This is a genomic window from Halorhabdus tiamatea SARL4B, assembly GCF_000470655.1.
GTDB classification, from domain to species: domain Archaea; phylum Halobacteriota; class Halobacteria; order Halobacteriales; family Haloarculaceae; genus Halorhabdus; species Halorhabdus tiamatea.
In genome coordinates this window covers 677454-695463 of sequence record NC_021921.1, presented here as the reverse complement: position 1 = coordinate 695463, position 18010 = coordinate 677454, and the positions used below count along the sequence as shown (strand labels likewise).

Here is an 18010-nt window from a genome sequence, read left to right as displayed (position 1 = left end):
TGACCAGTCAGCGGTGTCCTTCGCTTTTCAGATCTCCGCTACTCTCATTGCACCGCACTTTCGTGGAACCGCATTTCCTCACTCCTCGACGGCTTCGAGCAGCCCCTTCATGTAGCCGACGGCGAACAGCCGGCCCATGTCGGTGTAGCCGGCCATCGTCTCCTCGCGGTCCTCCTCGCCGACCATCCGCGGGACGTGATCCGGCCGGACCGGCCCATCAAAGCCGACGTCAGCGTAGGTCTGCATCGTCGAGAGCATGTCCGTCGGCCCGTCGTCGTGCCAGGTCTCAGCGAAGGAGTCGGGCGTCCCCTCGACGTCCCGGAAGTGAACGAAGTGGATCTTCTCGCCGAGGGCCTCGATGGCTTCGTCGGTATCGACTTCCATCGCCCCGAAGTTCCCCTGACAGAAGTTGACGCCGTGGTTCGGGCTGTCATAGAGGTCCAAAATCCGCTCGTAATCTTCGAGAGAGGTGACGATTCGCGGGACGCCGCGGATCGGTGACAGCGGCGGGTCGTCGGGATGCAGCGCCATCTTGACGCCGGCTTCCTCGGCGACGGGCACGACTTCGTTCAGGAAGTATTCCAGGTTGTCCCAAAGCTCTTCCTCGGTGATGCCGGCCTCGGGGTGATCCTCAGCCTGCTCCATCCACTTGTGATCGTAGCCGATCCGCTTGGAGCCGCCGCGACCGGGCAGCGAGTCCGAGGTCCGGATGACGCCAAGGGGGAGTTCCGTCCACACCCAGCTGTAGACGTCGATGTCGAGCCGGCCCATGTTTCGGAGGAGTTGCTTGACGGCCTCGATCTCCTCGTCGCGGCCCTCCTTACCCAGCACTGTCTTCTCCATCGGCGGGCGGTCCTCGACGACGTCGAGGTCGAAGCCGTGGTCCTCGAAGCGACTCTTGGTCTGCATCAAGGTGTCGTAGTCCCACCACTCGCCCTCGACGCCCCAGAAGCGCACGACTGCGGTGTCGACGCCGAGCTGCTTGGCGAAAGTCCAGCGCTCGTCGGGACGCGGGGGAAGCATTAGTGCGGTGTCCATGACCGCGACTTTCGAACGTGGACAATTTTATCTTTCGCTATACCCGCCGATGCAGCCACCGAGATCCGGTTTTCGGGACGACCGAAACACCATCACGGAGGCCGCATCGACGGCTTGAAGTGAGCTTCTGGTTTGCCATTAGACGAGGAAAACCATGACAGACCAGTTTGCAGACAGCGCAGTCGTTGTCACCGGGGCGTCGTCGGGAATCGGACGCGCGATCGCGAAACGCTTCGGGGAAGCGGGCGCGAACGTCACCGTCGCCGACATTCAGGAGGAACCACAGACCGGCGGGACGCCGACCCACGAGGTCATCAACGCGGCTGACCACGACGGCGAGGCCAAGTACGTCGAGACCGACGTCTCCGAGGTCGAGGACGTTCAGGTCGCCGTCGACGCCACTGTCTCCGAGTACGGCTCGCTGGACGTGATGGTCAACAACGCGGGCGTGACCAAGATCGCCCCCGCCGAGGAGATGGACATCGACGACTGGCGGTGGGTTATCGACGTCAACCTCACGGGCGTGTTCATCGGCTCGAAGATCGCGGGTCAGCAGATGCTCGAACAGGAGGAGGGCGGCTCGATCGTCAACATGGCGTCGATGATGGGCCAGATGGGCCTCCAGAAGCGCTCGCCGTACAACGCCTCGAAGGGCGGCGTCATCAACCTCACGCGGACGCTCGCGATCGAGTGGGCCAGCGAGGACATCTACGTGAACGCGCTGGCCCCGGGATATATCTACACCGACATCACCGAACAGACCCAGGACTCCGCCGACTACTCCAACGAGGACATCCGCCGACGGACGCCGGTCGGTCGCTACGGGACGCCCGAGGAGATGGCCGAGAACATTCTCTTCCTTGCCCGCGACGATCACTTCGTCACTGGCGAAGTCCTCCACGCCGACGGCGGCTGGAGCGCCGACGGCTGGGGGTACCGCGAGCCCTGAGAACCTGTTCGAGTACCCCGTCGGACGGACTGCTTCGCGTCGACATCTGTTCGATTTCTGTGTGCTGCTTGTGATTGTGGGTGTGTACGTTCCGAAACGTTGAATGGCTCCACCCGAGCACTACTGGACGGTATTCCGATGACTGATTCTGACATTCTTCAGGACTCGACGGCACCGACCGAGCGCCGGATCGACGCGTTGCTCGCGGAGATGACCCTCGAGGAGAAAGCCGCCCAGCTCGGCTCGGTCACCCCACGACAGATCGGGACGATTCCCGAGAAGGAGATGCTCGACGACGACGGCGAACTCGTCGAGGACGTCGTCGAGGAGTACCTCGGCGATGGGATCGGCCATCTGACCCAGGTCGCCAGTCAGGGCCTTCTCGACCCCGAAGACGCGGCCGAGACGATCAACGAACTCCAGCGATACCTCGTCGAGGAGACGCGCCTGGGGATCCCAGCGATCGAACACGAGGAGTGTCTGACCGGCTATCGGGGCCCGGGTGGCACCATATTCCCGCAGTCGATCGGGCTGGCGAGCACCTGGTCGCCGGCGCTCGTCGAATCGATCACGGACTCGATCCGGACCCGACTCGATGCCGTGGGAACGGTGCAAGCCCTCTCGCCCGTGCTCGATGTCTCCCGGGACATGCGGTGGGGCCGCGTCGAGGAGACCTACGGCGAGGACCCACAGCTCGTCGGGGCGCTGGGTGCCGCCTACGTCGCCGGACTCCAGAGTGATGGCGAGGGGATCGACGCGACGCTGAAGCACTTCGCGGCCCACGGCAGCGGCGAGGGTGGCAAGAACCGCTCGTCGGTCCAGATCGGCGAGCGCGAACTCCGGGAGGTCCACCTCTACCCCTTCGAGGTCGCGATTCAGGAAGCCGACGCCAGGGCCGTGATGAACGCCTATCACGACATCGACGGCGTGCCGTGTGCGAGTTCCGAGTGGCTGCTGACGGACGTCCTCCGTGGCGAGTGGGGCTTCGACGGCCACGTCGTCGCGGACTACTTCAGCGTCGACTTGCTCAAGGAAGAGCACGGCATCGCCGACACCCAGCGCGAGGCCGGCGTCGCCGCCCTGGAGGCGGGTCTGGACGTCGAACTCCCGGCGACCGACTGTTATGACGAGAACCTCCGCAAGGCCGTCGAGGACGGCGAGTTAAGCGAGGCGACGGTCGACACCGCTGTCCGTCGAGTGCTCCGGGCGAAGATCGAGTCCGGCGTGTTCGACGACCCCTACGTCGACCCCGATGCTGCCACCGAGCCCTTCGACACTGACGAGCAAACCGAACTCGCCGCTCGGGCCGCTCGCGAGTCGATCACGCTGCTGGAGAACGATGGCCTCCTGCCGCTGGCAGGTGGGGAGTTGGACTCGGTCGCGCTCGTCGGCCCGCAGGCCGACGACGGCCGGGCACAGGTCGGCGATTACACCCACGCTGCCCGCTTCGACACCGAGGAAGCCGGTGACTTCGAGTCTGTCACGCCACGGGATGCGCTCGAGGCAAGGGGCGAGACGGCCGGCTTCGACGTCGAGTACGTCGAGGGTGCGACGATGACCGGCCCCTCGACTGACGGGTTCGATGCTGCCGAGGAGACCGTCGCCGACGCGGACCTGGCCGTCGCCTGCGTCGGCGCGCGCTCGGACATCGACTTCGCGGACCGTGAGAACCCGGCCGAACTGCCCGATGTCCCGACCAGCGGCGAGAACTGTGACGTCACGGACCTCGAGCTACCGGGCGTTCAGGAAGCGCTGGTCGACCGTCTCGCCGAGACTGACACGCCACTCATCGTCGTCCAGGTCAGCGGTAAACCCCACGCGATCCCGGAGATAGCCGAGAGCGTCCCGGCCTTGCTGCACGCCTGGCTGCCGGGTCAGGAAGGCGGCACCGCCATCGCGGACGTGCTCTTCGGCGAGTACAACCCGAGCGGGCACCTGCCGGTGTCGGTTCCCAAATCCGTCGGCCAGCAGCCGGTCTACTACAGCCGCAAGCCCAACTCTGCCAACGAGGAGCACGTCTACATGGACGGCGAACCGCTGTACTCCTTCGGCTATGGGCTCTCCTACACCGACTTTGAGTACGGCGATCTCGAAGTCGACGCCGAGACGGTCGCGCCGATGGGGACGCTCACCGCGAGCGTCACGGTGACCAATGCAGGTGACGTCGCCGGTGACGACGTCGTCCAGCTCTACCAGCACGCCGAGAACCCGAGCCAGGCCCGTCCCGTCCAGGAACTGCTCGGCTTCGAACGTGTCCACCTCGAACCCGGCGAAACCAAGCGCGTCACGTTCTCCTTCGACGCGACCCAGCTCGCGTACCACGATCTCGATATGAACCTCGCCGTCGAGGAAGGCCCCTACGAACTCCGCGTCGGGAAATCCGCCGCCGAGATCGTCGACACTGCTGATTTCGAGGTCACGGACACGAAGGTCGTCCCGCGGTCCGCTCGGACGTATCTTACGGAGACGAGCGTCGATACGGTGGAATAGATCGCCTTCGGCGGGTCTTGAAGCCGACTCTACGTTTTGGTTTAACGGGGAAGAACGAGACGGATATCTGCGTACTGTCCTATGGCGGGTTGCTCCCCGCGTTGAGAGGTTTGTATGCGTCGGTGTGGTAGGCCACCCGCCAGAGTTTGAGGACGGCACGGGTGACGAGTGCCTCCGAAGACTGTGTGATGCAGGAGTCCTGGACCTCGTCAGGATCGGAACTCGCATCCGGCGGTGGGTGATGGTGTTCGAGTCCATCGACACGTCTGTATTCGCCCCCGTGGGGGTGCTTCCCCCAGCGGAGGTTCACCCCTTCCGTGTCCGTATAGTGGAATGCATAGTCTCCCCGTGTCGTCCATCGGATATCGATCCGTGCACTGTCTGCCTTACAGAGTCCGTCGTCGAGAGTGACTTCAAGGACTGCTGGATCGAGGTAGTCGTCGAGTCGGGCCGTCGCGAGCGGTTCCATCTCCTCGACGATATCCCGGATGGTGAGCAGTGCCGGGCGATCAATCGCTCCGCGAAGGCGATGGTGTTCCGCCTGATCGGTTGGGTCAGCCATCTCTCAGGCGGGACTGCTCTCGTCAGTCGTGTGGTCGTCCTCGCCGACGAAGCGCTCGGCGGTCCCGATCGAGAGGGCAGCGTTCGCGAACGCGAGGTTTCGACGGAGGGTTTTCCAGTCACGGACTGTTTCCGGATCGACCTCCTCCTGGGGGGAATCAGACTCGGTAAGCGTTTGATTCGTCCGCTCGACAGCGAGTTCTTCCGGGGAATCGACGCCGTACTCGGTGCGGTACTCGTTGAGTCGCTCGCGCATCTCAGTGACCCGCGTGGCGAGTTCGTCAGTCCTACTGTGCTCGAGGATGTCCGCGGCCTGTTCGACGACGAGTGATTCCGGGGACCGGCGATACAACGTTCCGCCATGCTCGCCGGGCGACGTCTCGACGAACCCCTCCTCGGCGAGCGCATCCAGGTGTTTTCGCGCCGTCTTCGGGGTTGTTAGCGCGTCTTCGGCGACTGCATCAGCCGAGACAGGGGAGTACGCGTGGGCGACGACGTGCCGGATGCGTTCGTAGGGAGTCGTCTCGGCCTCCCACTCGTCTTCGACCACCTCGTTGACGTCCGCAAATTCGTCCGGCTGATTTTGATCGTTCATGCGACCAGCTACTGTCTGGGGTAAAATAATACTTTGGTGAAGTTCTATACTCTACTCGCCTCTCGTTCTGCCATTCCTCACCTCGAGATTCATACGGGGTTTCGAATCATCACGGACTGACGGCATAAATCGTGGTGACCCGCTGGGGGCCGTCCAGTCTTCGATCGGGGGCGTCGCTTGAAACCGAAGCGAGCGCTCGTTACCCGTCGTAGGCGTCGGCTTCCGCCAGCACGCTGGATCCTTCGAGATCCCAGTCCTGGAGATACTCTTCTTCGGCGGCGACGAGTTCGGCGAACATCTCGTGGGCCTCCTCGGTCTGGAGCGTCCGGACCTGCTGGTCGAGCAGGAAGCCGGCGAAGGCTTCATCGACGTCGCCGGTGCGGGAGGCTTCGATGATCGCCTCGATCGTGTCGACGTGGCCGTTTATCATCGACCGGACCGGGCGGGGGAACCCGCCGGCGGTGGTCGGCTTGATCTCGCCCTCGCGGATGACTGCGTTCGTTTCGACGACGGCTCCGTCCTCGATGTCAGTGACCTGGCCCTCGTTGGGCATGTTGACGTTCGCGACCATCGTGTCCTCGCCGCCGAGTGCCGCGACCATGTCGTCGAAGATCTCGTTCGAGTGGTAGAGTTCGAACTCCCGGTCGCCGTCCATCCAGGCCTCGACGTTGGTGGTCTGGTCCGACTCGGCGGGGTTCCAGTGTTTCGCGCGGTAGTCGCTGGTGGTCCGCTTGACGCCCCAGCGGTTGAGTCCCTCCTTGCCGCCAACGAGGAAGGATGTCGCGTACTCGACGATGTGGCGGTCGCCCGCCGCGGGAAGGACACCAAAGCGTCGGAACAGTTCCCAGGTGACCTGCTGTTTGTCGGTGAACGGCGAGTCGTCTTCGAGATCTTCGGGCGTGAACTCGCGGTTGGCGCGGTCGGTGTCGACCAGGTCTTCGAGCAGCGGCCAGAGGTCCCGGCCCTTGTACCGGGCCTCCTCGATCCACGTGAAGTGATTGATGCCCTTGACGTTGACAGAGATGTCCGACCGCTCGGCCTCCTCGCCGAGTTCTTCCTCGACGATCTTCGTGAGGTGATGGCGAGTCCACAGCACCTCGTGACAGAAGCCGACCGCGTTGATGTCGGGGTACTCGTCGTACAGTGCGCGGGTGACGAAGTGGACCGGATTGGTGAAGTTGAACACCCAGGCGTCGGGACACTGCTCGCGGATCGAGGCGGCGAACTCACGGTAGACCGGGATCGTCCGCATCGCCCGGAAGATCCCGCCCGGGCCGATGGTGGCGGCGACTGCGCCGTAGATGCCGTGGTCCTTCGGGATGTCGAGGTCGTGGACGAAGGTTTCGGCCGGGTTGTACTGCGTCGAGAGGATCACGACGTCAGCGCCCGCAAGTGCCTCGTCGCGGTCCGCGACAGCCTCGTACTCCCAGTCGGCTTGGACTTCGTCGCGATTCTGGACCCAGTTGCCGAACTCGGCGTTGCGCTCGGCGCTCTCGTGGTCGATGTCGTGTAGCCGCACCTCCCCCGAGAGGTCCGAGAGTGCGAGGTCCCGGAACAGCTTCGGTGCCCACTCGCGGCTCCCGCCGCCGATGTAGGCGATCGTCACGTCGTCGGTGTCGATACCCTCCGCCTGTACGCCGTGTACTGATTCCGTCATTGTGTGTTGCCTGGGACTCCGGATAGCTGGTGACTATCCGCTCTCTTAGTGTTTTCGAAAATCGGAAAGGATTGTTCGTAATGGTTACACAACCGACGGACAGCGGACGGGCTCTGTGGCGCGATACCACGTAATTGACCGTCGCGACCGTCATGGATCGGCCGTTGATGGACATACCCTTAAGGGGGTCGGGGATATACGTCCGGCGTATGGCACAGACCGAACCGGCCCAGACGCGGTTTGAACTCTTACACCAACTAGTGGGGGCTGAGTGGGGCGGCGCGGCGCTGAACGCGCTCGTCGACGGCTACGAGCGGCGAACGTCCTACACTGTCGAGGAGACGACGACCTCGGCCGACGATCTCTCTATCCGGGTCAAGATCCGGATTCTCCAGGAACGGGCGCCGGACGCCTGGATCGAGTGGCCCGGCCAACACGTCCAGCCGTACATCGATACCGGTGCCCTTCGGGACATCACTCATGTCTGGGAGGACAACGGTCTCACGGACGTCTTTACAGAGGGTGCCAAAGAACAGGTTCGCTTCGACGGCACGTATCACGCGATCCCGTTGAACATCCACCGGATCAACAATCTGTTCTACAACGTCGAGATGGTTGAACGCGCTGGCGTCGATATCGACGCCGCTTCTCCCAGGGCGTTTGTCGACGTCCTCGAACAGCTCGACGATGTGCTCGACGTTGCGCCGTTCCTGATGGCACTCCGCAATCCGTGGGGAACGATTCACGTCTGGGAGACGATCCTTCTCGGGGAGACCGACGCGCGGACGTACCGCGAGGTCGTCGACGGGAATCCGGGCCGCCATCGTGACGCGATCGAGACGACCCTCGACGTCCTGACTCAGTATCTCGAGTACGCCAACGACGACGCGCTGTTCTCGTCGCTGCCCGACGCCAACGCACACTTCGTCGACGACGAGGGCGCGCTGTTCCTGATGGGCGACTGGGCGGCCAGCGCCTACGACCAGGACGCCTACGGCGAGACCTGGGACGCCATCCCGTTTCCGGGGACCGACGGCGACTACCCGCTCAATATGGACGCACTCATTCCCTCGAGTTCCGAGGCGGATACGACTGCTATCGACGAGTTCCTGGCCTACGCCGGCTCTCGGGAGGCTCAAACGGCCTTCAACCGTCACAAGGGGTCGATGCCGCCCCGAACTGATACCGATCCCTCGGAGTTCACCCCGTTCCTCCAGGATCAGCGAGCCGACTTCGATGCTGCCACCTCACAGCCCCCGTCGATCGCCCACGGGCTTGCGGTCCATCCCGAACAGTTCATCGAGGTCAAGTCGACCATGGCGGAGTTCGTTTCCGATCCTGACCCCGCGAGTACCGCCGACCGCCTCGTCGAGATTCTCGCTTGAACGCCCCACGGTCGGCCGTCCCGAACCGGGAAAATTCGACGAGTTCACGTGGTTGCGAAAAGCCATTTGGAAACGGACACGATCCGTCTCTCTCGCCGGTCTCTATGCCCAATGGGAAGCTTTTTACTGCCGAAATGGGAAACTCTCAGCGGGTGAAAAGTTTGCCTGGAATCAGTACGTCAGACGGCGATCTGGACGAGCGCATCGAACAGTATCGCCAGACAGCAACGGAGGTCCGCAGGGACATCGTCGAGATGGTCTATGCGGCCCAGTCAGGGCATCCAGGCGGTTCGCTTTCGGCCGTCGAGTATCTGCTCTGGCTGTACAACGAGGAACTGAACGTCGATCCCGAGAACCCGGACGATCCGGACCGTGACCGTCTCGTCTACAGCAAAGGTCACGCGTGTCCGGTTCTGTACGCGCTCCTGGATCGCTACGACTTCGTCGACGTCGACCCCAACGAGGAGTTCCGCCGGCTGGGTGGGGCCCTGCCCGGCCACTCCTCGCCGAAGGTCCCGGGCGTGGAATTCCCGTCGGGATCGCTCGGCCAGGGGCTGTCCTACGCCAACGGCCAGTCGATGGGTGCCGACTTCGACGACCGTGATTACGACGTCTACGCCATTCTGGGCGACGGCGAGACCCAGGAAGGCAACATCTGGGAAGCGGCGATGTCCGCGGGCGAGAAAGGACTCGACGTCGTCGCCATCGTCGACCGCAACAAGAAACAGAACGATCTCCCCGTCGCCGAGACGATGGAAATCGACCCGCTCGACGAGAAGTTCGAGGCCTTCGGCTGGGACGTCTGGGAGGTCGACGGCCACGACTTCGAGTCGATCGCCGCGGCCTTCGAGGAGATCAACGAGACCGACGGCCCACGCCTCCTGATCGCAAATACCGTCAAGGGCCACCCGATCGACTTCATGGAGGCCCAGCCCAACGGCTACCACGCCGGCGCGTTGACTGACGACGAGTTCGAGACGGCCTTGGAAGAACTTGGCTTCGACCCCGCGACCGTGGAGGTGACCACCAAATGAGCGAGAAGATTTCGACCCGGAACGGCTTCGGGAACGGCCTGCTGCGCGAGGCTGAGGAGCGCGAGGACTTCATCGTCATGGACGCCGACCTGGCCAAATCTACCCGGGGTGGCTGGTTCCGCGACGAGTACCCCGAACGCTGGATTAACACGGGTATCTCAGAGCAGGACCTCTTCGCCACGGCGGCCGGTATCGCCGAGACTGGCCGCCCGGTCTTTGCGAACACCTTCGCCATCTTCTCCGAGCGCGGCTTCGAACAGGTGCGCCAGCAGATCGCCCGCCCGAAGCGCAACGTGACCGTCGTCGGCAGCCACGCCGGCGTCATCACGGGCGAGGACGGCCCGAGCGCCCAGACCATCGAGGACATCTCCGCCTATCGGGGCCTGCCGAACCTGCGCGTCATCTCGCCGGCCGACGCCGTCGAGGCCAACGCACTCGTCACGGCCCTGGCGGACGACGACGATCCCGCCTACCTTCGACTCATCCGTGAGTCCGTCCCCGTCATCCACGACGAAGACGAGTACGAACCCGAGATCGGCAAAGGCGAGATCCTTCGCGAGGGCGAGGACGTCACGCTGATCGCTCACGGCGCGATGGTCCACGTCGTCCAGGAGGCCGCCGAGGTCCTCGCCGACGATGGGATCGACGCCCGCGTGATCAACATGTCGACGATCAAGCCCCTCGACGAGGAGCTGGTCGTCGAATCCGCCGAAAAGACCGGTGCGATACTCACCGCCGAGGACCACAACATCTACGGTGGCCTGGGCAGCGCCGTCGCCGAGGTACTGTCCGAACAGCACCCGACGCCGATGAAGCGGATCGGTGTCGAGGACGAGTTCGGCACCTCCGGCAACGGGCTGGACCTCTACGAGTACTACGGCTTCACCGGCGAGGAGATCGCCGAGGCAGCGAAAGGGCTAATTGCCTAACTCCACTAACACAATTGACTATGCGTACATACATCGATTCAGCCTTCGTCGACGAGGTACGGAAGGCCGACGAACTTGGACTGGTCGACGGGGTCACGACGAACCCGTCGCTGGTCTCCTCGACCGACCGGGAGTATCGCGACATCATCGACGAACTGACGGAGTTCGTCGACGGCCCGATCAGCGTCGAGGTCATCGCGACCGACTACGAGGAGATGCTCGAGGAGGCCCGCGAGTACGATACCTGGGGCGACAACATCGCCGTCAAACTCCCGATGACCCGCGACGGGATGCGAGCCCTCCAGACGCTCACCGCGGAGGGCGTCCAGACCAACATCACGCTGGTGTTCTCGGTCAACCAGGCCCTCGTCGCCGCCAAGAACGGCGCGACGATGGTCTCGCCGTTCATCGGTCGGCTCGACGACAACGGCCACGACGGCGTCGGCCTCATCGAGGACATCCGCGAGGTCTACGACAACTACGACTTCGAGACGGACATCCTCGCGGCGTCGATCCGCCATCCCTACCACGTCCAGGAAGTCGCCAAGGCGGGCGCGGACATCGCGACGCTGCCGCCCTCGACTGCCGAGAAGATGCTCGATCACCCCCGCACCGACAGCGGGCTCGAGTCCTTCCTCGACGACTGGGGCGACCGCGAGAGTCCCGCGCTGAAGTAACGGAACCTGCGATCCGCCGTCTGTGCCGTCTTCGCTTCTCGAACGCCGCCCACCTCGTCACTTGCGAACTATCACCACAGTCTTTTGAGGGAGCCCATTTTAGTGTGTGGTGACTTCAATGACGGGAGACTCGACGGCGATCACCGTCCTTCACGTCGACGACGAGCCAGATTTGGCGGCGTTGACGGCTGAAATGCTCGAACGCGACGGCCAGATCACTGTCGAGACGGCCACGAGCGCGAGCGAGGGACTCGATTTGCTCGCGGAGGGGCACTTCGACTGTCTGGTCTCGGATTACGCGATGCCGGGGATGGACGGCATCGAGTTCCTCGAGGCTGTCAGAGTGGAGTCCCCTGATCTCCCGTTCATCCTCTATACTGGCAAGGGCAGCGAGGAGGTCGCGAGCGAGGCTATCACCGCCGGGGCCACAGATTACCTTCAGAAAGGTGGCGGGACCGAACAGTACGACCTGCTCGCAAATCGGATATACAACGCGGTTTCCCAGTATCGCTCTCAGCAGCGGGCGGCGAAATTCGATCGCATCCGGTCGCTCATGAGTGACCTCAATCAGATTCTCGTGCGAGCGGAGTCCCGCGAGGCGGTCGAATCCCGCGTCTGCGAGCGGATCGTCGACACCGATCGGTACACGTTCGCGTGGATCGGGGACGTCGACGCCGAGACGGGTCGACTCGAGCCGCGGGTGAGGGCTGGCGAGGCCGATGGCTACCTCGAGGAGATCACGATCACGGCCGACGACAGCCCGACAGGACAGGGGCCGGCGGGGACGGCGGCCCGCGAGCGCCGCGTCGCCGTCACGGAGAACATCGCGGCCGATCCCGAACTCGATCGGTGGGCGGACGTCGCGACCGCCTACGGGTTCGAGTCGATTGCGGCCGTCCCGCTCGCCCACGATGAGACGCTGTACGGCGTCCTCACGCTGTATGCCGACGAACCACAGCCCTTCGACGCGGACGAGCGTGACCTGCTAGGGGAACTCGGGGACGACATCGCCCACGCGTTGGACTCCTTCGCCATCGACGAACAGCGCCGCGAAGAGCGTGACCGTCGGGAGGCGCTGTTTGCGAACGCGCCGACACCGGTAGCCGCGTCCCGCCCGCTCGGCGCGGGCAACGAGCAGTACGTCACCGACATCAACGACGCCTTCGAGGACGTCTTCGGGTTCGATCGCGAGACCCTCGTCGGCGAGGAGGTCTCTGACGTGCTCGTTCCCGAGGAACACCACGACGAACACGTCGAGTTCCGCCAACGATCCGCCGACGGAGAGGCTATCACGAAACGCGTCGAGCGGTGCACACGTGAGGGCACTCGGGAGTTCCTCATGCACGTCATCCCGTTCGGACTTGACGACGCTCCCGACGGCAACTACGTGTGGTATACGGACGTCTCCGACTGGAGCGAACGCGAACGGGAACTCCGGGCGTTCCGCCAGGCAGTCGAGCACACTGGTCACGCGGTCTACTGGACGGATCCCGAGGGGTCCATCGAGTACGTCAACCCGGCCTTCGAGGCCCAGACCGGTTACGTCGCCGAGGACGCGATCGGCGAGAATGCGTCACTTCTCAGCTCGGGCGAGCACGACGAGGCGTTCTATGACGCCCTCTGGGAGACGATCCTCGACGGCGAGACGTGGGAGGGCGAACTCGTCAACGAGGACGCCGACGGCGAGCGGTACGTCGTCGAACAGACGATCACGCCCGTCACCGACGACGCAGGCGAGATCGAGCGCTTCGTCGCGATCAACACCGACGTCACCGAGCGCGAGCACCGCCAGCGCGAACTCGAGACGACCAACACTGTCTTGCGGACGATCGTCGAGAACCTGCCGATGGGTGTCCTCGTCGAGGACGCCGACCGCGACGTCCTGATGGTCAACGACCGGCTGACGTCGCTTCTCGACGTGCCTGCCGATGCCGAGGAGCTGATCGGCCAGGACTGTACGCGCGCCGCCGAGGCGCTCATGGACCGCTTTGCCGATCCCCGGGGCTTTCTCGACGGCATCGACGACCGGATCGACGCGCGCGACCCTGTCACCGGCGAGCGTCTCGAACTCGCCGATGGACGCGTTCTCGAACGCGACTACGTGCCCTACACGTTGCCCGACGGGGAAGCCAACCTCTGGCTCTACCGGGACGTCACTGAGCGGACACGCGACCGCCAGCGCCTGAAACAGCAAAACGAGCGTCTCGATCAGTTCGCCGACGTCGTCAGCCACGATCTCCGAAACCCACTGAACGTCGCGAGCAGTCGGCTCGAACTCGCCGCCGAGGAGTGTGACAGCGACCACCTCGAACACGTGGCGACAGCCGTCGAACGCGCGCTCTCGCTGGTCGCCGACCTCCGGGCACTCGCCGCCGAGGGTGTGGCGGCATGCGAGACTGAGCCGGTCGATCTCGCCCGGGTGGCCCACGACAGCTGGGAGACGGTGGTGACGGCCGAGGCGTCTCTCACCGTCGAGGCCGAGCGAACGATCAGCGCCGATCCGGGGCGGTTACGACAGTTGCTGGAGAACCTCTTCTCGAACGCCGTGGCTCACGCCGGCGCGGACGTCGCCGTCACGGTGGGTCCCCTCGAGAACGGCTTTTTCGTCGCTGACGACGGGCCGGGCATCCCGCCCGACGCGGTCGAAACGGTCTTCGAAGCCGGCCACTCGACGGAGGCGGACGGGACTGGGTTCGGGCTCGCAATCGTCGAAGCGATCGCCCATGCCCACGGCTGGACAGTCACTGTCACGGACCGTGAGGCGGGCGGCGCGCGATTCGAATTCACCGGCGTCGACGTACTCGAGGCGTAAGTGGCGGTCGGCGCGTCTATTCGGCCATGCCCCAGACGTCGTCGTCCCACTCGCGCGTCCGGGTGTCGTAGACGGCCTCGTCGCGGTCGAGGTCGTCGATGCGGGCGTGGTCTGGCTCGTCGAGTTCGAACTCGAACAGATCGACGTTCTGTTCGATGTGCTCCCGGGACGTCGAGCGCGGCAGCACGACGACGTCCTTCTCGGTGGCCCACCGGAGGACGATCTGGGCGGGCGTGCGGTCGTATTTCTCGGCGAGTTCCTCGATGACAGGGTCGTCGAGGACTTTGGTCCGGGCCAGCGGCGCGGCGGCCTCGACGGTGATGTCGTGTTCCCGGCAGTACTCGAGCAGGTCCGGTCGCTGGAGATAGGGGTGGAACTCGATCTGGTTGACGGCGATCGCGACGTCGCTGACGTGCATCGCCGCACTCAGCTGGTAGGTGTCGAAGTTCGAGACGCCGACGTTCCGGACGAGTCCCTGTTCTTTGAGCGTCGCCATCGCGTCCATCGTCTCACGCACCGAGATCGCGGGATTGGGCCAGTGGATCAGATAGAGGTCGAGATAGTCGGTCCCGAGGTCGGAAAGCGTCTGCTTTGCGCTCTCGATCACCGACTCGTAATTGAGGTGCTTTGCGAGTACCTTCGAGGTCAGGAACACCTCCTCGCGGTCGTGCTCGGCCAACACTTCGCCGAGGGCCGGCTCGTTCATGTACCCCTCGGCGGTGTCGACGTGGGTGTATCCGACGTCCAGCGCCGTCTCGACTGGCTCCTGGACGGTCTCGCCTTCGAGTTCGTAGGTTCCTTTCCCGACGACGGGAAGTTCGTCGCCACTCGGGAGTCGCGTTGTTGGGACAGTCATGATTCATGTAGATATTCGGCGTCCCGAGTTTTAACCTCCTCGCTCGACGCGTCCCGCGACCGCGCCCGTCAGTCGCGGTCGGCGAGCACCTCGCCGATCGCCCGGAGCCGGCCTTCGGGGTCTTTCGCTGTCGCGATCGCCGACGCAGCACCGGTCGCGGCCACGCCGAGTTCGAAGGCCAGCCGGACGTCCTCGGCGGTCGAGACGCCGCCGCCGACGCGGACCTTTGTCTCCGGAGCCACCGCGTCACGCATCTCGAGGAACGCCTCGATACGATCAGGGTGGCTTCGACTGATCGCCCGGTCGGTTGCGATGTCGCCCGGGCGTTCGAAGAGCAACTGGTCGGGTTCGAACGCTGCGACGGCTCGTCCCATCTCGACGCTATCGACGCAGACGACCGACTCCAGCCCGACCCCCTCACACCGGTCGATTTTGGTTTCGATGTCGGCCAGGGTATCACGATTCTCGGCGTGGTTGATGATTGCGCCAACCGCCCCGGCTGCTGTGAGTGCTTCCGGAAGGAGTGTGCCCATTCCGCGACCCGGCTCGACCGGATCGACGGCCGGCGCGAAGACTGGCAGGTCGGTCTCACGGGCGATCAATCGCACGTCGGGGATCTGGGGCGTCACGACGAAGTTCGCGCCGGTCTCTTGGCCCACGCGTTCGATCGTCTCCGCGAGCGCGAGTCCGCCCTCGCCCCACGTCTCCGGGTAGATCTTGAAATTGATCTGGAAGTGTGGATACGACAGACTCATTGGCGGGGACTACTCGGCTTCCGGACAAAAAGGCCGTGCTGATGATCTGTTCCACCTAGCGGTTGCGATGCACGGCTCACGACGAAACCGTTCGGCCTTCGTGTACGGATTCGCTGTCGACGTATGCGGCCATCGAAAGGGATCGTCTCGATGCACAGGGTGGCGGGACGGGCTCGGGAGGGCCGAAGTGGGCAGGGGAGGGGCGGAACGCGTCAGGGCTTTCCACACCCCGCCATCCTGCGCAACTCTGGCTATACCTGGGACGCTGGTATATTCTGTCGACGTACTATCGTTACTATCAATAGTACCGTTACTATCTTTCCTAATTTAGTATTTCGTGGTCTCTTTGCTACCGAGACTATCGACGGCGTCGAGACAGCGTTGCTCTCGGCGCAGTCAGCGACCGTCCTGCAATTTGTGCCGAAAGGCGTGGAGGACGTTCCAGCCGGTTTCCGTGAGTTCGATCTGTTTCTGGCGGCCGACTGTCTCGACCGCGATGTAGCCGTCAGATTCGAGCGGATCGACGACGTTGGCGTTCAACAGCGCGAACTTGGCCTTGTCGTTGGCCGGATCGGCTTCGGTCATAAAGGATAGCTCGGCGGTTTCGGCGAATTCGATCAGGTCCGACTTCTTCGCCGTGTAGGCGTCGGTGTTCGTCTCGGCCAGGTAATCGAGGATCGCGACCTGATCGTAGGAGACGGCTTCGATCGGATACGACGGGAGGACCTCGGCCTCCTCGAACCCTCGCGTTCGTGGGTTGGATTCGAGGTCCGGTACGTGTTCCTCGACGTGGACGTAATAGGCGGTCGCATCAGTCGCCATGCAGGCGATCGCACCCCCGATGGCGGCGAGTTTCCCACCGCTGGAGACGTTGACGCGGACGACATCCTCGGCGTGTTCGGCGGCGAGGGTCGTCACGACCGCGAGGACGTCGTAGATGTCGCCGAGGTCGACCTCTCGAAACCCGACGGTGCGACTGTCGGATTCGAGTTCCTCGACGAGCACTTCCTGATAGGGCGTCAGGTTCCGGTCGTGAGTCTGTTCTGTGAGCAGATAGACGACGTCGGCGTCGTGTTTGCGAATCGGCGAGAGGATCCGGTCGTGCTCGTACCCCAGCGGCACGACGTGGACTTCATCGATGGGTTGCATGTCGTAGACCCCAACGCCAACTGTCAGGAACGTTTCGGTCGTCGGCGACCGCTCTCTCATTGGCGTCCGTCCTGGTGATGTGCATGCTCAGAGAGGTCAAGCGAGTCTTTCGACTGTTGCCTGACCACGTGTGCGGGGAAACTGATCGCGCTGGCCAAACTGTGTGGCCAGGGCTCGTTGCTCTCCCGACTGGACACCGGGATCTCTCACGCGGGCGAAGACCGAAGTGTCTTATTCACCTCCGTCGAAGGGAGGCATACATGATCACGGGGACGTCGACTGCCCAGCCTATCGCGATGGAAGTCTCGAACATTCTGGGAGAGCCACTGGTCGATCTGGCCTACGACGGGAGCGTCGAGGCGGCCGAAGACGTCACCGTCGGTGCGGACGAACGGGTCGTCATCGTCGGCTCGACGACGTCGAGTCAGGCCCACCTCGAACTCCTGGAACTTCAGGAGCGGGCCGTCCAGCGCGACCCCGACGACATCGTCACGGTCATCGGCTACATGGGGTACTCCCGCCAGGATAAACTGTTCAACCCCGGGGAAGCCGTCTCGGTGCGGGCGATCGCGAAGGCACTCAGCCCGAGCACAGACCGCGTCTACTCGGTCAACCCGCACAACGTGTCGGTGCTTGATTACTTCGACGTCCCCGCCGAACCGATCGACGCGGCCCCCCAACTCGCCGAGCCGTTGCCCGATGACCTCTCCGATCCCGTCTTCCTCGGCCCCGACGAGGACGCGGTGTGGCTCGCCGAGTCCGTCCAGGAGACCTACGGCGAGGGAGTCGTGGACAACTTCGAGAAGATCCGTCACTCCGCGACCGAGGTGGAGATGCGTGCCGACGACAAGGACTTCACCGGCCGCGACGTCGTTCTCGTCGACGACATGATCGCGACGGGCGGGACGATGAGCGAGGCCGTCCGCCTCATCAGCAAGCAGGACACCGACCGCGTCTACGTCTCCTGCGTCCACCCGCTGTTGGTCGACAACGCCCTGAGCAAACTCTCCCGGGCCGGCGTGAAGTCGCTGTACGCGACCGACACGATCGACCGGTCGATCAGCCGCGTCAGCGCCGCGCCGCCGATCGCCGACGTGCTGTAGCCGTCGCTGATTCTCCGATC

At 64.0% G+C, this 18010-nt stretch carries 15 protein-coding genes; 8 read left to right on the top strand and 7 right to left on the bottom strand.

Annotated elements, in window-relative coordinates; translation table 11 throughout:
- Positions 1-78: 78 nt before the first annotated feature.
- Entirely contained in the window at positions 79-1038 is a 960-nt protein-coding gene (locus tag HTIA_RS03610) for a mannonate dehydratase (RefSeq protein ID WP_008523506.1), read from the bottom strand.
- A 154-nt stretch (positions 1039-1192) separates the two neighbouring features.
- Here HTIA_RS03610 and HTIA_RS03605 point away from each other — a divergent pair, with 154 nt between their 5' ends.
- Both HTIA_RS03605 and HTIA_RS03600 read left to right on the top strand, forming a co-directional pair.
- Complete coding sequence (locus HTIA_RS03605) at positions 1193-1987, top strand: SDR family NAD(P)-dependent oxidoreductase (protein ID WP_008523507.1); 795 nt, start codon at positions 1193-1195, stop codon at positions 1985-1987.
- Between the two features lie 138 nt (positions 1988-2125).
- The gene (locus HTIA_RS03600; protein ID WP_008523508.1) at positions 2126-4477 is read left to right on the top strand and encodes a glycoside hydrolase family 3 N-terminal domain-containing protein; all 2352 of its coding nucleotides are present in this window, start codon (positions 2126-2128) and stop codon (positions 4475-4477) included.
- A gap of 79 nt (positions 4478-4556) precedes the next feature.
- Here HTIA_RS03600 and HTIA_RS03595 read toward each other — a convergent pair whose 3' ends face one another.
- From HTIA_RS03595 to HTIA_RS03585, 3 genes are all read right to left on the bottom strand, one after another.
- Positions 4557-5039 (bottom strand): hypothetical protein, encoded by a 483-nt coding sequence (locus HTIA_RS03595; protein WP_008523510.1) that lies wholly within the window; start codon positions 5037-5039, stop codon positions 4557-4559.
- 3 nt (positions 5040-5042) lie between these two features.
- Positions 5043-5633: a DUF7342 family protein gene (locus HTIA_RS03590; protein ID WP_008523511.1), complete on the bottom strand. Its 591-nt coding sequence runs from the start codon at positions 5631-5633 to the stop codon at positions 5043-5045.
- 199 nt (positions 5634-5832) lie between these two features.
- Positions 5833-7290: a family 4 glycosyl hydrolase gene (locus HTIA_RS03585; RefSeq protein WP_008523513.1), complete on the bottom strand. Its 1458-nt coding sequence runs from the start codon at positions 7288-7290 to the stop codon at positions 5833-5835.
- Between the two features lie 209 nt (positions 7291-7499).
- Here HTIA_RS03585 and HTIA_RS03580 point away from each other — a divergent pair, with 209 nt between their 5' ends.
- The 5 genes from HTIA_RS03580 (at position 7500) to HTIA_RS03560 (ending at position 14127) form a co-directional block, all read left to right on the top strand.
- Complete coding sequence (locus HTIA_RS03580) at positions 7500-8675, top strand: ABC transporter substrate-binding protein (RefSeq protein WP_008523515.1); 1176 nt, start codon at positions 7500-7502, stop codon at positions 8673-8675.
- Between the two features lie 152 nt (positions 8676-8827).
- Positions 8828-9709, top strand: coding sequence for a transketolase (locus HTIA_RS03575; RefSeq protein ID WP_008523516.1), 882 nt, complete (start codon positions 8828-8830; stop codon positions 9707-9709).
- Positions 9706-10638 carry a transketolase family protein gene (locus HTIA_RS03570; protein ID WP_008523519.1) on the top strand — a complete coding sequence of 311 codons (933 nt, stop codon included), beginning with the start codon at positions 9706-9708 and terminating at the stop codon, positions 10636-10638. Before HTIA_RS03575 ends, HTIA_RS03570 begins: the two co-directional genes overlap by 4 nt.
- 20 nt (positions 10639-10658) lie before the next feature.
- A complete protein-coding gene (gene fsa / locus HTIA_RS03565) occupies positions 10659-11315 on the top strand; it encodes a fructose-6-phosphate aldolase (protein ID WP_008523520.1) in 657 nt (218 codons plus the stop codon).
- Between the two features lie 118 nt (positions 11316-11433).
- On the top strand, positions 11434-14127 hold the full coding sequence (locus tag HTIA_RS03560; RefSeq protein ID WP_008523521.1) for a PAS domain S-box protein: 2694 nt from the start codon (positions 11434-11436) through the stop codon (positions 14125-14127).
- Between the two features lie 16 nt (positions 14128-14143).
- Here HTIA_RS03560 and HTIA_RS03555 read toward each other — a convergent pair whose 3' ends face one another.
- From HTIA_RS03555 to HTIA_RS03545, 3 genes are all read right to left on the bottom strand, one after another.
- Positions 14144-14983 carry an aldo/keto reductase gene (locus HTIA_RS03555; protein ID WP_008523522.1) on the bottom strand — a complete coding sequence of 280 codons (840 nt, stop codon included), beginning with the start codon at positions 14981-14983 and terminating at the stop codon, positions 14144-14146.
- Positions 14984-15051: 68 nt separating this feature from the next.
- On the bottom strand, positions 15052-15738 hold the full coding sequence (locus HTIA_RS03550) for a triose-phosphate isomerase (protein ID WP_008523523.1): 687 nt from the start codon (positions 15736-15738) through the stop codon (positions 15052-15054).
- A gap of 396 nt (positions 15739-16134) precedes the next feature.
- Entirely contained in the window at positions 16135-16887 is a 753-nt protein-coding gene (locus HTIA_RS03545) for an HFX_2341 family transcriptional regulator domain-containing protein (RefSeq protein WP_044950906.1), read from the bottom strand.
- Between the two features lie 260 nt (positions 16888-17147).
- Here HTIA_RS03545 and prs point away from each other — a divergent pair, with 260 nt between their 5' ends.
- Positions 17148-17990: a ribose-phosphate diphosphokinase gene (prs, locus tag HTIA_RS03540; RefSeq protein WP_008523525.1), complete on the top strand. Its 843-nt coding sequence runs from the start codon at positions 17148-17150 to the stop codon at positions 17988-17990.
- Positions 17991-18010: the final 20 nt, after the last annotated feature.

What these genes read in the sequence shown, in the direction of transcription:
- HTIA_RS03610 (WP_008523506.1), bottom strand. Translation starts at nt 1,038, where the DNA reads ATGGACACCGCACTAATGCTTCCCCCGCGTCCCGACGAGCGCTGGACT.
- HTIA_RS03605 (WP_008523507.1), top strand. Translation starts at nt 1,193, where the DNA reads ATGACAGACCAGTTTGCAGACAGCGCAGTCGTTGTCACCGGGGCGTCG.
- HTIA_RS03600 (WP_008523508.1), top strand. Translation starts at nt 2,126, where the DNA reads ATGACTGATTCTGACATTCTTCAGGACTCGACGGCACCGACCGAGCGC.
- HTIA_RS03595 (WP_008523510.1), bottom strand. Translation starts at nt 5,039, where the DNA reads ATGGCTGACCCAACCGATCAGGCGGAACACCATCGCCTTCGCGGAGCG.
- HTIA_RS03590 (WP_008523511.1), bottom strand. Translation starts at nt 5,633, where the DNA reads ATGAACGATCAAAATCAGCCGGACGAATTTGCGGACGTCAACGAGGTG.
- HTIA_RS03585 (WP_008523513.1), bottom strand. Translation starts at nt 7,290, where the DNA reads ATGACGGAATCAGTACACGGCGTACAGGCGGAGGGTATCGACACCGAC.
- HTIA_RS03580 (WP_008523515.1), top strand. Translation starts at nt 7,500, where the DNA reads ATGGCACAGACCGAACCGGCCCAGACGCGGTTTGAACTCTTACACCAA.
- HTIA_RS03570 (WP_008523519.1), top strand. Translation starts at nt 9,706, where the DNA reads ATGAGCGAGAAGATTTCGACCCGGAACGGCTTCGGGAACGGCCTGCTG.
- fsa (WP_008523520.1), top strand. Translation starts at nt 10,659, where the DNA reads ATGCGTACATACATCGATTCAGCCTTCGTCGACGAGGTACGGAAGGCC.
- HTIA_RS03560 (WP_008523521.1), top strand. Translation starts at nt 11,434, where the DNA reads ATGACGGGAGACTCGACGGCGATCACCGTCCTTCACGTCGACGACGAG.
- HTIA_RS03555 (WP_008523522.1), bottom strand. Translation starts at nt 14,983, where the DNA reads ATGACTGTCCCAACAACGCGACTCCCGAGTGGCGACGAACTTCCCGTC.
- HTIA_RS03550 (WP_008523523.1), bottom strand. Translation starts at nt 15,738, where the DNA reads ATGAGTCTGTCGTATCCACACTTCCAGATCAATTTCAAGATCTACCCG.
- HTIA_RS03545 (WP_044950906.1), bottom strand. Translation starts at nt 16,887, where the DNA reads ATGCAACCCATCGATGAAGTCCACGTCGTGCCGCTGGGGTACGAGCAC.
- prs (WP_008523525.1), top strand. Translation starts at nt 17,148, where the DNA reads ATGATCACGGGGACGTCGACTGCCCAGCCTATCGCGATGGAAGTCTCG.